The sequence below is a fragment of the Nocardiopsis sp. iso_40 genome, assembly GCF_056173285.1.
This window is the reverse complement of sequence record NZ_CM149666.1, coordinates 4370025-4385294: the sequence shown is the minus strand read 5'-3', so window position 1 is coordinate 4385294 and position 15270 is coordinate 4370025. Positions and strand designations below refer to the sequence as shown.

The window sequence follows — 15270 nt, the reverse complement described above, 5'->3', positions numbered from 1 at the left end:
GGTTCCTCAGCCCGGGCCAGGCAGTACGGCGTGTCCGTACTCCAGGTAGACCGGGCCCGAACCCCGCTCGTCCACCGCGACCGCTGCCAGCATCCGCTGTGCGACGCGCTCGGGCAGGTACTCGGGGAGCTTCTCGGGCGGTACCCACTCCCAGCCGGACAGCTCCTCGGGCGGCAGCCGGAAGTCCGTCCCGGCGACCTCGACGCGGAACAGCCACTGCAGCGCGGCGGTGCGCGGAGGCCTGGGCGGCACCCAGTCCACCACCAGCAGGGCCCGGACCCGGGCGTCCACCCCCAGCTCCTCGCCGATCTCCCTGCGGCAGGCGGCCAGCGGGGACTCCTCGGACTCCATGATCCCGCCGGGGATGCCCCAGGGCTGTTCGGGCGCGTACACGCGCCGCACCAGCAGCACACCGCCCCGCTCCGAACGGATGAGCGCGCCCGCCGCGCCCCGGGTCGCGGGCAGGCTCGCGAAGAACTCCTCGTCGCTCAGATGGTTCACACCGCCGACCCTAGGGCGTGCGGTTCACTCCCGGGGACTGAACGAGCCGAAGGTGTCGCGGATGACGGTGTCGTAGGCGCGGAGTTCGCTCTGCGGCCCGTACCAGGCGATCCAGTACGCCGTGGTGCCCTCGGTGCCGCCCACGTGGATCTGGAGGACGGTGCTGAACCGTTCCGGGTCCTCGTCCCAGCCCAGGTCGAGGGCGATGTTGTCGAAGCCCCTGTAGGTGTCCTCGAAGACCACCGCGTCCCAGGACTTCGGGACGTCGATGTAGTCCTCGGGGTCCAGGGACCGCTGGGAGCGGTCCGTCACGTCCAGTTCGTCCATGGCCTCCTCCCAGGCCTCCTGGGATTCGGTGGCGGCGTCCTCGTGCTCGGGGGAGGTGTACCAGCCGGCGGACATCAGGGTCTCCGGGAACTCCTCCGCCCCCTCCGGAGGCAGGAAGTCCACCGAGCCCCAGGAGCTCTGGTGCGGTTCGTCGCCGTGGACCCGCGGTTCCCAACCCCGCGGTTGGTCGACCAGGAAAGTCTCCGCGGAGTACCTGTCGTACTCGACGGACAGCTCGTCGGGGGAGAGCAGGTACACGCCCAGGGCCGTGACGAGCGTGAGCGCGACCGCCGCGGCCCCGGCCAGCAGCAGGGCGCGGCCGCGCCCGTCGGAGACTCCGGCGGCCCCCGGGACGGAACCGGGTCCCGCGGGCCCGGTGGGCGGCCCGGTCGGTCCGGCGGGTGCCGCCACGGCTCCGGCGGACGGTCCCGTCGGGGCGGCGGGCGGCCCCAGGGGCGCCGTGCCGCCCCGCAGGGCGGCCAGGGCGGCCTCCGCCGTGGGGCGGCGGTTCGGATCGCGTTCCAACAGGGCCGTGATCAGCGGGGCCAGCGCACCGGACCGCGTCGGCGGCGGAAGGGGCTCCGACAGCACCGCCGCGATGGTCCGGCCCGTCTCGCCCCGCCGGAACGGGTGGCGCCCCTCCACCACCGTGTACAGGGTCGCGCCCAGCGCCCACAGGTCCGACGGGGGCTCCGCCGGGCCCTGGCCGCGCAGCCGTTCGGGCGCCATGTACGGGGCCGATCCCATCCGGGCCCCGTCCCTGGTCACCTCGTCCTCGCCCGCGATGGTCGCGATCCCGAAATCGGTCAGGAGCACCCGGCCGTCCTCGGACAGCATGACGTTTCCGGGTTTGACGTCGCGGTGGACGATACCCCGGGCGTGCGCGGCCCCCAGCGCCTCCAGCAGCGCCTCCGCGACCCGGGTGGCCTCAGGCACCGGCAGGGGACCGCGTTCGGCGACCTCCTCGCGCAGGGAACGCCCCCGGACCAGCTGCATGACCACCCACGGGTCACCGTCCACGTCGAGGATGTCGTGCACGGTCACCACACCGGGCTCGTCGGCCAGACGTCCCGCGGACCGGGCCTCCCGTCGCATCCTCGCGTGGAAGGCGGATCGCTGCTCCTCGGAGGTCCCGGCGGGCAGGACCATCTCCTTGAGGGCGACGTCGCGCCCCAGCACCCGGTCCCAGGAGCGCCAGACCGCCCCCATGCCGCCGCGCCCGAGTTCGCCGCGGATCTCGTAGCGGTCCGCCACGACGCGGGGGACGTCGTCGCCAGTGCTCGTCATGGCCGTCCTTCGGGGATCGGGGGAGGGGCCCAACGGTGGACGAGCCTAGCAACAGGGCCCCGGGACCGGCCCGGGGCGAGGGCTCCGGCCCGAGGGCGTCCCGGGGTCAGCCCAGGGCGAGGGTGACGGAGAACAGCAGACCGAAGGCCATCTGGAGTTTGCCGGTCTCACCCAGGCCCAGGACCAGGTCGCGGCCCTTCTGGCCGCCGAGGACCCGGCGCAGCGGGGGCACCGCCAGCGGAGCGGACAGCAGCACCAGCGGCACCCACCAGGACACCGCGGTCAGGACCAGGGCGACCGCGTAGGAGACCGCGACCATGCCGGCGTACAGCCGTCGCGTGCCGGTCTCGCCCAGGCGCACGGCCAGGGTGATCTTGCCGGTCTCCCGGTCCGTGGGGATGTCGCGCAGGTTGTTGATCACCAGCACCGAGCAGGAGAGCAGCCCCACCGGGACCGAGGCCGCCCAGGCCTGCCAGGGCAGCGCCTCCAGTTGCACGAACACCGTGCCCACCACGGCCACCACACCGAAGAACACGAACACCGAGACCTCGCCCAGACCCCGGTACCCGTACGGCGTCCGACCACCGGTGTAGTACCAGGCGGCGGCGATCGAGGCCGCGCCGATCAGCAGCAGCCACCACGAGGTGGTAGCCACCAGCACCAGGCCGACCGCACCGGCGAAGGCGAAACTGCCCAGGGCCGCGGCCAGCACCTGCCGGGGCGCGGCCAGACCGCTCGCGGTCAGCCGGGTCGGGCCCGTGCGCTCCTCGGTGTCGGTGCCCTTGACCCCGTCGCTGTAGTCGTTGGCGAAGTTCACACCCACCTGGAGGGCCATCGACACCACCAGCGCCAGCAGCGCCTTCCACCACACGAACCCGTCCAGGGAGAAAGCCAGCGCGGTACCGACCGCCACCGGGACGACCGAGTTCGCAAGCGTGCGGGGGCGCAGCCCCGAGACCCATTCACTGACCGTGGCCACGCGCCGGTCCTCCAGTTCGAGACGGGGCGCGCCGGAGGCACGCCGAGACAACCACCCAACGGTAGTACCTGGCCGACACCCAGCCCAACCGGCACCGCGCGCCCCGTGGCCGGACGCCGTCCGCGGGTCTACTCCGAGACCGCCGCGTGCAGCCGCACCATCGGCAGCAGCCGCCCCAGGTCGATCTCCCTCCGCGCCCCGTCGGCGCGCCACCCCGACGCCTCGAAGAACGACCGCAGAGCGTTCTCCTCCTCCGGAACCCACACGTGCACCGTCCTGAACCCGCCCTCGACCAGGTGGTCCACGCACGCGTTCAGCAGGCGGCTGCCGTGTCCCTCCCGGACCCGCTCCGGGGCCACGTGCAGCGCGAACACCTCTCCGTCCGTGGCGGGCCACAGGTCCGGGTCCCCGGCCGGACCGAAGGCCGCGAACCCCACCACCGTCCGCACCCCGCCGACCTCGTCGGTGGCCACCACGAGCCGGTGCCTGGAGGTGGGCGGCGACTCCAGCGCCGCGCTCCACTGCTCTCGGAACTGTTCGCGGGCCTCCCCGCCCGACAACCCCTCCGCCACATCCGCGGGCAACAACTCCCCGTACACCGCACGCCATGACGCGACCTGCAGGTCCACCACCGTGTCCACGTCGGCGGAACGGGCGGGGCGGACGAACTGTGCACTGGACACGGGGCCTCCTGAAGGGGCACGAGGGGCGGTAACGGCAAGATCACCCACGCCGGAGTTTCCGGACCTTGCCATGGCATGGGAACATCTACCTTGTGAGCCTCATTATCAGAGTTATCGTGAACGCGCTCGCCCTTTGGGCGGCTGTCCTCCTGGTCGACGGGATCGACGTCGCGGCGCAGGACACCACCGGTCAGATCGTCACCTATCTCGCGGTCGGCGCGATCTTCGGTGTGGTGAACGCGGTCATCAAACCGATCGTCAAAACGGTCGGCTGCCTGTTCTACGCCCTGACCCTCGGCCTCATCGGCCTGGTCGTGAACGCGTTGCTGTTCCTGCTCACGGAGTGGATCTCCGGCTGGTTCGACCTCCCGTTCCACGTGGAGGACTTCTGGGCCGCCTTCTTCGGCGCCATCGTCGTCACCATCGTGAGCTGGGTCGCCAGTATGTTCCTCCCGGACGGGCAGGACGACTGAGCAGCCTCCGGCAACCTCCCGACCACCGTTTCCCGACCGCGGTGACCCCGGGCCCCGCCTGCGTGGCGTGGGCCCGGGGCGGGTAGGTTCACAGGTCAGGACTCTTCCGGTTACCGGTCGGCTCCACCCGGTTCCGGCTTGCCTCCCACCTCGACCAGCGAGGACGGGGGCCGAACCGCAGAACGCTCCCGCGCACTCCCTGCGCGGGGCACACAGACTTTCCCGCGTCCGGCTCCGGCTGTTCACCGGTCGCGGCGGCGGACGCACAGCGCCGCCTTCACCCGTGTACGGAAGTACTCGGCACGGGACGTATCAGTTTGTTTCTCACGCACATGGAGAGGAGGAGGGGCACCCCGGACCCTTGACGCTTCCGGAAAAGGGTCCGAAAGCCTTTCACACGCGATGGTAGACACCAAGAACCGTCCGTTCGGCAAGATGCTGACCGCGATGGTCACCCCGATGCTCGAAGACGGGGAACTCGACTACGACGGCGCGGCCAGACTCGCCTCGTACCTGGTCGACGAGCAGCACAACGACGGCCTCATCATCAGCGGGACGACCGGTGAGTCGCCCACGACCAGCGATGACGAGAAGGACCGCCTGCTTCGCGCGGTGGTCGAGGCGGTCGGGGACCGGGCCCAGGTCGTGGCGGGGGTCGGTACCAACGACACGCGCCACAGCGTCCGGCTCGCGAAGGCCGCGGAGGCGGCGGGCGCACACGGCCTGCTGGCCGTCACGCCCTACTACAACAAGCCCCCGCAGGAGGGGCTGATCCGGCACTTCTCGGAGATCGCCGACACCACCGAGCTGCCGGTCATGCTCTACGACATCCCGCACCGCACCGGGACGCCGATCGCCTCCGAGACCCTGGTCCGGCTGGCCGAGCACCCGCGCATCGTCGCCAACAAGGACGCCAAGGACAACGTCGGCGCCAGCTCCTGGGTCATGGAGCGCACCGACCTGGCGTACTACTGCGGCACCGACATCCTGAACCTGCCGCTGCTGTCGGTCGGCGCGGCCGGTTTCGTCAGTGTCGTCGGCCACATCGTCGGCAGCGACCTCAAGGACATGATCGACGCCTTCGAGGCCGGCGAGGTCGGCCAGGCGCTGGCCATCCACCGCCGCCTCACCCCGGTCTACACCGGCATGTTCCGAACCCAGGGCGTCATCACGACCAAGGCCGTCCTCAACCTCTTCGGGCTCCCCTCCGGCCCGGTCCGCACACCGCTCGCCGACGCGTCCTCCGAGCTCCAGGCACTCCTGCGCGAGGACCTGGCCGCAGCCGGGGTCAAGGGCCCGATCGGGCTCGCCCCGCACCAGGCCGTGCCCGCCAGCGCTGTCCGCGTCGAACGTCTCACGGAGGGTTCCGTATGAGTCACCCGCACCCCGAACTCGGCCCGCCCCCGCCCCTGGGCAAGGGCGCCCTCCGCGTCGTCCCGCTGGGCGGTCTCGGCGAGATCGGCCGCAACATGACGGTCTTCGAGTACGAGGGCCGTCTGCTCATCGTCGACTGCGGCGTGCTCTTCCCCGAGGAGGAGCAGCCCGGCGTCGACCTGATCCTGCCGGACTTCGACTACATCCGGGACCGCCTCGACGACATCGAGGCGATCGTGCTCACCCACGGGCACGAGGACCACATCGGCGGCGTGCCGTTCCTGCTGCGCGAGCGGGCCGACATCCCGATCGTCGGCTCCAAGCTCACCCTCGCGCTGATCAGCGCCAAGCTGGGCGAGCACCGCATCAAGCCGGAGACCGTCCAGGTGGAGGAGGGGGAGCGCCACGACTTCGGCCCCTTCAACCTGGAGTTCTTCGCGGTCAACCACTCCATCCCGGACGCGCTCGCCGTGGGCATCCGCACCTCCGGCGGCTCCGTGCTGCACACCGGTGACTTCAAGATGGACCAGCTGCCGCTGGACGGCCGCCTCACCGACCTGGCAGGGTTCGCCCGGTTCGGCGACGAGGGCGTCGACCTGCTGCTGTCGGACTCCACCAACGCCGAGCAGCCCGGGTTCGTCGTCAACGAGCGCAACCTGACCGAGGCCATCGACAAGGTCTTCCGGCAGTCGGAGAAGCGCGTCGTGGTGGCCTGTTTCGCCTCGCACGTGCACCGCGTCCAGCAGGTGATCGACGCCGCGGTGCGCCACGGCCGCAAGATCGCCTTCGTCGGCCGCTCCATGGTCCGCAACATGAACATCGCGCGGGACCTGGGCTACCTGAGCATCCCCGGCGACACCATCGTCGACGTCAAGCAGCTCGACAAGCTGCCCCCGGACAAGGTGCTCATGGTCTGCACGGGCTCCCAGGGCGAGCCCATGGCGGCGCTCAGCCGGATGGCCAACCGGGACCACCAGATCCGGATCGAGGAGGGCGACACCATCCTGCTCGCCTCCTCGCTCATCCCGGGCAACGAGAACTCGGTCAACCGGGTGATCAACGGCCTGACCCGCTGGGGCGCCAACGTCGTGCACAAGGGCAACGCCCTCGTGCACGTGTCCGGCCACGCCTCCGCCGGAGAGCTGCTCTACGTCCTCAACATGGTGCGTCCGCGCAACTTCATGCCGGTGCACGGCGAGTGGCGGCACATGCGGGCCCACTCTGACCTGGCCAAGCTCACGGGCGTCCCGAACGACCGCATCGTCATCGCCGAGGACGGCGTGGTGGTCGACCTGTACAAGAACCGCGCCAAGATCGTCGGCGCGGTGCAGGCCGGGTACGTGTACGTCGACGGCTCCTCGGTCGGCGACGTCACCGACGCCGCGCTCAAGGACCGCCGCATCCTCGGCGAGGAGGGCTTCATCTCCGTCGTCGTCGCGGTGGACTCCAACACCGGGAAGATGCTCGGCGAGCCCGAGATCCACACCCGGGGCGCGGGCATGGGCGCCGACGCCTACGACGACGTCATCGACAAGCTCCAGGACGCCCTGGACAAGGCGGCCGCCGACGGGGTCAACGACCCGCACCAGCTGCGCCAGCTCATCCGGCGCAGCACCGGGCGCTGGGTCAACGAGACCTACCGCCGCCGCCCCATGATCATCCCCGTCCTGGTCGAGGTCTGACCCGGACCGGACACGACACACCGGACGGCCCGGGAGCGCGGTGAGCGCTCCCGGGCCGTCCGGTGTTTCACGGGCGGCCGCCGCGACACGCCGCGCGGCCTTCGTGTCCCGGGCTGGACGTCTTAGTAGGCTTCCCGCCGTGCCGGGTCGCTGTGCCCGCGCCCTGAGAACGACCCCGTCCCCGTGGAGGTGACCCCCCGATGGCCACGCGTGCCTCCTCTGGCGGTTCAGGGCGCAGGAAGCCCGCCGCACGCAAGCCCGCGGCGAAGAAGCGCATGCCCGACGGGCCCATCGCCTACGTGGTCGCCCTCTTCGGCCAGTTCCTGCTCGTCCTGTGGAAACTCATCGCGCACACCGTGGGCGGGGCGGCCCGAGCGGTCGGGCGCAGCGCCCGCGACCTCGACCCGGACCTGAGACGGGACGGCGCCGGCCTGATCCTGCTGGCCCTGGGCGTCCTGGTGGCCGCAGCCGTGTGGTGGCAGAGCGAGGGGCCGCTCCTGGAGGCCACCCGCACGGTGGTCGTCGGCGGTTTCGGAACCTTCTCCCCGATCCTGCCGCTGCTCTTCCTGCCCGTCGCCGTGAAACTGATGCGCACCCCCAGCACCGGCCGGGAGGGCGACGCGGGGCGCCTGTTCATCGGGGTCACCGCGATCATGCTCGGGCTGCTCGGGCTCATCCACATCGCCCACGGCGTCCCCCAGCCCGCGGACGGCCTCGAGGGGCTCCAGAAAGCGGGCGGCCTCATCGGCTTCATCGCCTCGGGGCCGCTCAGCGCCGTCGTCACCCCCTGGCTCACCGGCCTCCTCCTGGCACTGATCCTGGTCTTCGGGATCCTCGTGGTGACCGCCACCCCGATCCGCCGTATCCCCGACCGCCTCCAGACCCTCTTCGGCGCCCTCATGGAGCGCGACGCCGGGCCCGACTCCGGAATCGGCATCCTCGGAGCGGACCCGGAGCGCAAACCCGCCAAACCGCGCAGGCGCAGGCCCAGGGCCGAAACCGCCGGGAGCGAGACGGTCGCGGGCGACCACGAGCGCCCCTACGACAGCCCGGTCCTGCCCAGCGGGTCCGAGCCCAGGAAGATCGCCCCCGCCCCGGACGAGGGGGAGGAGGACGGCCAGGCCCGGGACAAGCCCGCCTCCGGCCGAAGGACCAAGGCGCCGGCCCCCGACCCCACCCCGCCGCCGGCCACCACCGAACAGCTCTCCATCCCCTCCCGCGTGGTCGAGGGCGACTACGAGCTGCCCGCCCCGGTGATGCTCAAGCCCGGCACCCCGTCCAAACCGCGCACCAAGGCCAACGACGAGGTGGTCGCGGCCCTGACCGGTGTCATGGACCAGTTCAAGATCGACGCCGAGGTCACCGGTTTCACCCGCGGCCCCACGGTCACCCGCTACGAGATCGAGCTCGGCCCGGCGGTGAAGGTCGAGAAGGTCACCGCCCTGTCCAAGAACATCTCCCTGGCGGTCAAGAGCACCGACGTGCGCATCCAGTCGCCCATCCCCGGCAAGTCCGCGATCGGTGTGGAGATCCCCAACACCGACAAGGACATCGTCAGCCTGGGCGACGTGCTGCGCTCCCCGGCGGCCACCTCCGACGACCACCCCATGCTGGTGGGCCTGGGCAAGGACGTCGAGGGCACCAACGTCGTGGCCAACCTCGCGAAGATGCCGCACGTGCTGGTCGCCGGTGCCACCGGCGCCGGTAAGTCCACCTGTATCAACGGGCTCATCACCTCGCTGATGATGCGCGCCACCCCCGACGAGGTGCGGATGATCCTGGTCGACCCCAAGCGGGTCGAGCTGACCATGTACGAGGGCATCCCGCACCTGATCACCCCGATCATCACCAGCCCGAAGAAGGCCGCCGAGGCCCTGCAGTGGGTCGTCGGGGAGATGGACCGCCGCTACGACGACCTCGCCGCCTCCGGGTACCGGCACATCGACGACTTCAACGCCGCCGTGCGCACCGGCGAGCTCACCGCCCCGCCGGGCAGCGAACGGGTCTACGAGCCCTACCCCTACCTGCTGGTGATCGTCGACGAGCTCGCCGACCTGATGATGGTCGCCCCCCGCGACGTCGAGGACGCGGTCGTACGTATCACCCAGCTGGCCCGTGCGGCCGGGATCCACCTGGTGCTGGCCACCCAGCGGCCCAGCGTCGACGTCGTCACCGGTCTGATCAAGGCCAACGTCCCCTCCCGGCTGGCCTTCGCCACCTCCAGCCTCTCCGACAGCCGCGTCATCCTCGACCAGCCCGGCGCGGAGAAGCTCGTCGGCAAGGGCGACGCGCTCTTCCTCCCGATGGGTGCGGGCAAGCCCATCCGGCTGCAGAACGCCTGGGTGGCCGAGAAGGAGATCCGCGGGATCGTCGACCACTGCAAGAAGCAGTCCGAACCCAGCTACCGCGAGGACGTCGCGGTCGCCGGCACCAAGAAGAAGGAGATCGACGAGGAGGTCGGCGACGACATGGACCTGTTGTTGCAGGCGGTCGAGCTGGTCGTCACCACCCAGTTCGGGTCCACGTCGATGCTCCAGCGCAAGCTCCGCGTCGGTTTCGCGAAGGCGGGCCGTCTGATGGACCTGATGGAGAGCCGCGACGTCGTCGGCCCCAGCGAGGGGTCCAAGGCCCGCGACGTCCTGGTCGCCCCGGACGACCTCGCGTCGGTGCTCACCGACATCAGGGGCGGCTGAGCGAGCCCCCGCCGTGCCCGTCGCGCGTCCGCCTCGCCCGATTTGGTGCGATCTTGAGGGCCGCATGGGGCGTGGTGACCTGCACCGGAGGGCTCCGGGTAGCAGAGTGGGTCCACGTAGGCACAGAAAGTCGCGGGGGGAGTGCGCATGGCGACGATCGGCCAGACCCTGTCCGCCGCACGGATCGCGGCGGGTTGCTCCTTGGAGAACCTGAGCACACGTACACGGATCCGGACACAGGTCCTGAGAGGTATCGAGAACGAGGACTTCGTCCCCTGCGGAGGGGACTTCTACGCGCGCGGGCACATCCGGAGGATCTGCAAGTTCCTCGGACTGGACCCCGCACCACTCCTGGAGGAATACGACCGCGAACACGCCTCCGGGGACAGGCCCACCTTCGTTCCCCCGCCCCGGCACCCGTCCGCGAGGCCCAAGGCGGCCCGGGTGGCGGCGGCCGAGGGCGGACGGGCCCACAGCGGGACGAGCGACCACGAGGCACCGCGGGAGGTGCTGCCCACCCGGGTCGGGGACGAGCAGGCCGACCCCGAACAGCGTGCCGAGAGCTGGGGCCACTTCGAACGCAACCAGAGACTCGCCCGGCCGATTCGGCGCAACCGGCCCAGGGGGTCGGCGGTCCCGGTACCCGAGCCCCGGCGGCCCGGCAGGCACAGCAAGCCCGAGAGCCGGACCCGGGACGACAGGCCCGCAGCCCGGGTCGCCGTCACCCGGACCAGGACACCTCGGGGGGAGAGGGTCCGGCGGCACTGGCCCTGGGCCGTGGTCGGCCTCATCCTGGTCACCGCGGTGTTCGTGGGGGTCCGGACCTGGCAGGGCTGGGAGGAGGGCGCCCCCGTCCGCACCGCGTTCGGTTCGGCCGGCTCCAACAGCGAGGAGGGCGTCCGCTCCTCGGCTGCCCCGGACACCGAGGGGGCCGGGGACGCGGAGGGGGACGCCGCCGGGGACGCGGCCACGGGCCAGACCGGTCCCGCCGCCGGTGAGGCGGACGAGTTCACCGTCGCCCTCACCGCCTCCGAGCGCAGTTGGATCAAGGTCAGCGACCCCGCGGGCGAGGACCTGTTCACCGGGTTCCTCACCGAGGGCGAGTCCCAGGACTACCGGACCGGGGTACCGCTGACCCTGTGGGTCGGCAACGCCGGGGCGGTCGAGGTGGCCGTCGACGGGCGGGAACAGGGGCCCAGCGGAGGGGTCGGCGAGGTGAAGGAGGTCACCGTCGGAGCCGACGGCCTCGTCGACTGACGATCGCCTCCACGGCGGGCGCGGAACCACGGGTTCCGGGGAGTACGGACGAGGCCGGGGTACGGGTGGGTTGGTCAACCACGGTAGTGTGGGGGGCTGCGGGCGGCGACAGTCGACGCCTTCGTGCGAGCACGAGCCGACCGGGTACCCCGGCCTTCGACCACGCCGCGCCCCGCAGCACCCGAAGCTCTCCCACACGCTTGGAAGCCATGTCATCGCGCCGTACTGTCTCACTCGTCACCCTGGGGTGTGCGCGTAACGAGGTCGACTCCGAAGAGCTCGCCGGGCGCCTGGCCGCTGGCGGCTGGGACCTCGTCGACGACGACACCAAGGCCGACGTGACCGTCGTCAACACCTGCGGGTTCATCGACGCCGCCAAGCAGGACTCCATCGAGACCCTGCTGGAGGCGGCCGAGGGCGGCGGGAAGGTCGTCGCCGCCGGGTGTATGGCCGAGCGCTACGGCTCCGAACTCGCCGGCGCCCTCCCCGAGGCCAACGTCATCGGATTCGACGACTACGCGGCCATCACCGACCGGCTCGACGACGTCGTCGCCGGGCGCGAACTGGTCCCGCACGACCCGCGCGACCGCCGCACCCTGCTGCCGATCAGCCCGGCCGAGCGCGGCGACTCCCAGGTCCACGTGCCCGGGCACGCCGCGTTCGCCGAGTCCGAGGGCGCGGACGGCACCGAGCTGCCGTACCGGGCCGCGGTCCCGCGCCGTCGGCTGACCGGCGGCCCCGTGGCCAACCTCAAGATCGCCTCCGGCTGCGACAGGAGGTGCACCTTCTGTGCGATCCCGGCCTTCCGCGGCGCCTACATCTCCCGGCAGCCCGACGAGATCGTCCGAGAGGCCGAGTGGCTGGCCGGCGAGGGCGTGCGCGAGGTGTTCCTGGTCAGCGAGAACTCCACCTCCTTCGGCAAGGACCTCGGTGACGTGCGCGCGCTGGAGAAGCTGCTGCCGCGCCTGGCCGCGGTCGAGGGCCTGGAGCGGGTCCGGGTCAGCTACCTCCAGCCCGCCGAGGTCCGCCCCGGGCTGGTGGACGTGCTCACCGGCACCCCGGGGGTGGTCCCCTACTTCGACCTGTCCTTCCAGCACGCCAGCGGCCCGCTGCTGCGCCGTATGCGCCGGTTCGGCGACCGCGAGCGCTTCCTCGAACTGCTGGAGACCGCCCGCAGGGGCGCGCCGGAAGCCGGAGCCCGCTCCAACTTCATCGTCGGTTTCCCCGGGGAGACGGAGGAGGAGTTCCAGGAGCTGGTGTCCTTCCTCAGCGAGGCCCGCCTGGACGCCATCGGCGTGTTCGGCTACTCCGACGAGGACGGCACCGAGGCGCTCAACCACGGTGACAAGGTGCCCGAGGAGGTCATCCAGGAGCGGGTGGACACGCTCAACCGCCTCTCCGAGGAGCTCATGGCCCAGCGGGCCGAAGAACGCGTCGGCACCGAGGTGACCGTCCTGGTGGAGTCCGTCCTGGAGGACGGCGCCTACGAGGGCCGCTCCGAGCACCAGGCGCCCGAGGTGGACGGCAGCACCATCCTGTACGGCGAGAACCTCGCGGTCGGGGACCTGGTGCGCGCCACCGTCATCCAGTCGGCGGGCGCCGACCTCGTCGCGGAGCAGGACGGGGAAGCCGGAGACAGATGAGCAGCAACGACGCCGCGGCCTCGCCCGCCCCCCAAGCCCCGCTGTGGAACATCGCGAACATCCTCACGATGAGCCGCCTGGTGATGGTGCCGGTCTTCGTCTGGTTCATGTTCCTGGACGGGACCGGGTGGCAGTTCGCGGCCTTCGCCGTGTTCGTGCTGGCCGCCATCACCGACCGCGTCAACGGTGAGCTGGCCCGCAGGCGGAACCTGGTCACCGACTTCGGCAAGATCGCCGACCCCATCGCTGACAAGGCGCTGACCGGTGCCGCGCTGCTCGTGCTGTCCGTCCAGGGCGACCTGTGGTGGTGGGTGACCATCGCCGTCCTGTTGCGCGAGTGGGGTGTCACGGCCCTGCGCTTCGCGGTCCTGCGGTACGGGGTCATCCCGGCGAACAGCGGCGGCAAGCTCAAGACCGTCCTGCAGATCGTGGCGATCAGCATCTACCTGTTCCCGCTGCACCTGCTGCCGTTCACCGCGGTGTTCACGTGGATCGCCCACGGGGTCATGGCCGCGGCCCTGGCCGTCACCCTCTGGACCGGCCTGACCTACCTGGTCGGCGCCGTCCGCCTGGTACGCGCCAAGGGCGCCCCGGGCCCCGACGCGGAGCCGGGCCGGTGACCGGGGCGCAGGTGGGGATCCCGCTCGGCGACGCGGCGCTGGAAGCCGCGGAGGCCGCCCACCGGTCCCTGCTGGAGGACGGGTCCACCTGCGCCACCGCCGAGTCCCTCACCGGAGGGCTCATCGGCGCTCACCTGACCGCGGTCCCCGGCTCCTCGGCCACCTACCGGGGCGGGGCCGTCACCTACGCCACCGACACCAAGGCGTCCGTCCTGGGGGTCCCCCGGGACCTGTTGGACGAACACGGCGCGGTCCACCCCGACGTCGCCGCCCACATGGCACGGGGTGTGCGACGCCTCGTCGGAGCCGACTACGGGGTCGCGGTCACCGGCGTGGCGGGGCCCGAGCCCCAGGACGGGCAGCCCGTCGGCACCGTCTACGCGGCGGTGGCGGGACCCGACTCACACACGCGGGTCGTCCGCTTCGGTTTCAGCGGGGAGCGCGCGGGTATCCGCTACGACACGGTCGAGGGTGCGCTGAGGCTCCTGAGGGCCGCAGTCCGCGGGGAAGCGGCGGGAAACACCCGGACCTGATCCCTCCGGCCGGTCCGCCTCCCCCCGGAGCACGGGAACAAAACGCCCCCGGCCGCGGTTCCCCCTCCAGCGAACAGGACGGCAAGAGGTGCCCGAATCGGGCGTGGGGCAGGTACGGTGTTGTATATGAAGGTCGCTACCGGTGGGAGGGAGCGCGAATGATGGTCCTGCTTCGTCACCTACTTGGTGACGTGCTCAGGCGGCTGCGGCAGCGCCAGGGCCGCACCCTCCGCGAGGTGTCGGCCGATGCACGGGTCTCCCTCGGCTACCTGTCCGAGGTGGAGCGCGGTCAGAAGGAAGCCTCCTCCGAACTGCTCTCCTCTATCTGCGGGGCCCTCGGGGTCCCGCTCTCACAGGTGCTCAGAGAGGTCTCCGACCAGCTGGCCCTGGCCGAGCTCCAGGAGGCCGCACTGTTGGGCGACGCGGTCACGAACGACCCCGTCCCCGCCCAGGACCTCGGCATCGAGCCCGTACCGGATCGTGTTCCCCAGGTCGCCGACATGGCGGGGGTCTGACACCCCGCCCCGTGTGGGTACCTCAGCACACGTCGCGCAGATCTCGTTCAAGGAGCCGGCCACCCCTCGGGGCGGCCGGCTCCTTGCGTGTGCGGTGGTGTCCGCGGCGGCACAGCGCTCAGCGGTGGGTGTGGTTGACCCAGGCCTCGGGGTCCTCGGCCAGGGAGCGCACCTGGTCGGGGAGCTCGTTGCTGACCAGGTGCTGGAGGTTGACCCCCTCCAGGATGGCCCGCTCACTGGCACGCAGGGCGATCCACACCTGTTGCAGGCTGCGGGCCGCCCCGTCGTAGTCGACGTGCTCGGGGCGTTCCCCGCGCACGTTGGCGAGCGGACCGTCGACCGCTCGGATGATGTCCGCGAGGGAGATCTCCCCCGGGGGCCGGGCGAGCCAGTAACCGCCAACGGGGCCCCGTTGGCTGCGCACCAAACCGGCGCGGCGTAGCTGGGTGAGAATGTTCTCTAGGAATTTTCCGGGGATGGCCTGCGCGCGTGCGAGCTGCTCGGCCGTCACCGGACCGTCGCCGGCGACAGCGAGCTCTGCGGCCGCGCGAAGCGCGTAGTCGACCCGGGCTGAAAGGCGCATGCTGTGATTATGCCGTGGTTAGAAGGGCGAATGGGGCACCGGGCGCCGACGGGTGTCGTCGGCGCCCGGGGTGCTACACGCCAAGAGTACTTCTCCTACCGGCTTGCGGGGACATGTGCG

General features: G+C 71.4%; 14 protein-coding genes. 9 read left to right on the top strand and 5 right to left on the bottom strand.

All coding sequences use genetic code 11. The features are described 5' to 3' along the window. Positions 1 to 6 precede the first annotated feature (6 nt). The 4 genes from AC0VYD_RS19085 to AC0VYD_RS19070 form a co-directional block, all read right to left on the bottom strand. Positions 7 to 501, bottom strand: a complete 495-nt coding sequence (locus AC0VYD_RS19085; protein ID WP_475476835.1) for an NUDIX domain-containing protein — start codon at positions 499 to 501, stop codon at positions 7 to 9. Positions 502 to 525: 24 nt separating this feature from the next. Continuing rightward, positions 526 to 2115, bottom strand: coding sequence for a serine/threonine-protein kinase (locus AC0VYD_RS19080; protein WP_475476834.1), 1590 nt, complete (start codon positions 2113 to 2115; stop codon positions 526 to 528). 106 nt (positions 2116 to 2221) lie between these two features. Next, positions 2222 to 3094, bottom strand: coding sequence for a 1,4-dihydroxy-2-naphthoate polyprenyltransferase (locus AC0VYD_RS19075; protein ID WP_475476833.1), 873 nt, complete (start codon positions 3092 to 3094; stop codon positions 2222 to 2224). Between the two features lie 128 nt (positions 3095 to 3222). Beyond that, positions 3223 to 3777: an N-acetyltransferase family protein gene (locus tag AC0VYD_RS19070; RefSeq protein WP_475476832.1), complete on the bottom strand. Its 555-nt coding sequence runs from the start codon at positions 3775 to 3777 to the stop codon at positions 3223 to 3225. Positions 3778 to 3869: 92 nt separating this feature from the next. On the opposite strand from AC0VYD_RS19070, the gene AC0VYD_RS19065 reads away from it, so the two are divergent. The 9 genes from AC0VYD_RS19065 (at position 3870) to AC0VYD_RS19025 (ending at position 14567) form a co-directional block, all read left to right on the top strand. After that, complete coding sequence (locus AC0VYD_RS19065) at positions 3870 to 4250, top strand: phage holin family protein (protein ID WP_191275868.1); 381 nt, start codon at positions 3870 to 3872, stop codon at positions 4248 to 4250. 402 nt (positions 4251 to 4652) lie between these two features. Then, on the top strand, positions 4653 to 5624 hold the full coding sequence (gene dapA, locus AC0VYD_RS19060; protein WP_191275866.1) for a 4-hydroxy-tetrahydrodipicolinate synthase: 972 nt from the start codon (positions 4653 to 4655) through the stop codon (positions 5622 to 5624). Next, positions 5621 to 7306, top strand: a complete 1686-nt coding sequence (locus tag AC0VYD_RS19055) for a ribonuclease J (protein WP_475476831.1) — start codon at positions 5621 to 5623, stop codon at positions 7304 to 7306. The genes dapA and AC0VYD_RS19055 overlap by 4 nt, the downstream gene beginning before the upstream one ends. Positions 7307 to 7506: 200 nt before the next feature. Further along, positions 7507 to 9999 carry a DNA translocase FtsK gene (locus AC0VYD_RS19050; RefSeq protein WP_475476830.1) on the top strand — a complete coding sequence of 831 codons (2493 nt, stop codon included), beginning with the start codon at positions 7507 to 7509 and terminating at the stop codon, positions 9997 to 9999. Positions 10000 to 10146: 147 nt separating this feature from the next. Continuing rightward, positions 10147 to 11256: a helix-turn-helix domain-containing protein gene (locus AC0VYD_RS19045; protein WP_475476829.1), complete on the top strand. Its 1110-nt coding sequence runs from the start codon at positions 10147 to 10149 to the stop codon at positions 11254 to 11256. 209 nt (positions 11257 to 11465) lie between these two features. After that, the gene (rimO, locus tag AC0VYD_RS19040) at positions 11466 to 12899 is read left to right on the top strand and encodes a 30S ribosomal protein S12 methylthiotransferase RimO (RefSeq protein ID WP_475476828.1); all 1434 of its coding nucleotides are present in this window, start codon (positions 11466 to 11468) and stop codon (positions 12897 to 12899) included. Continuing rightward, the gene (gene pgsA / locus AC0VYD_RS19035) at positions 12896 to 13519 is read left to right on the top strand and encodes a CDP-diacylglycerol--glycerol-3-phosphate 3-phosphatidyltransferase (RefSeq protein ID WP_475476827.1); all 624 of its coding nucleotides are present in this window, start codon (positions 12896 to 12898) and stop codon (positions 13517 to 13519) included. Before rimO ends, pgsA begins: the two co-directional genes overlap by 4 nt. Continuing rightward, positions 13516 to 14052 (top strand): CinA family protein, encoded by a 537-nt coding sequence (locus tag AC0VYD_RS19030; protein ID WP_475476826.1) that lies wholly within the window; start codon positions 13516 to 13518, stop codon positions 14050 to 14052. The genes pgsA and AC0VYD_RS19030 overlap by 4 nt, the downstream gene beginning before the upstream one ends. Before the next feature lie 158 nt (positions 14053 to 14210). Continuing rightward, entirely contained in the window at positions 14211 to 14567 is a 357-nt protein-coding gene (locus AC0VYD_RS19025; RefSeq protein ID WP_191275846.1) for a helix-turn-helix domain-containing protein, read from the top strand. Positions 14568 to 14685: 118 nt separating this feature from the next. On the opposite strand, the gene AC0VYD_RS19020 is transcribed toward AC0VYD_RS19025, so the two are convergent. After that, the gene (locus AC0VYD_RS19020; RefSeq protein WP_191275843.1) at positions 14686 to 15150 is read right to left on the bottom strand and encodes an RrF2 family transcriptional regulator; all 465 of its coding nucleotides are present in this window, start codon (positions 15148 to 15150) and stop codon (positions 14686 to 14688) included. Positions 15151 to 15270 lie beyond the last annotated feature (120 nt).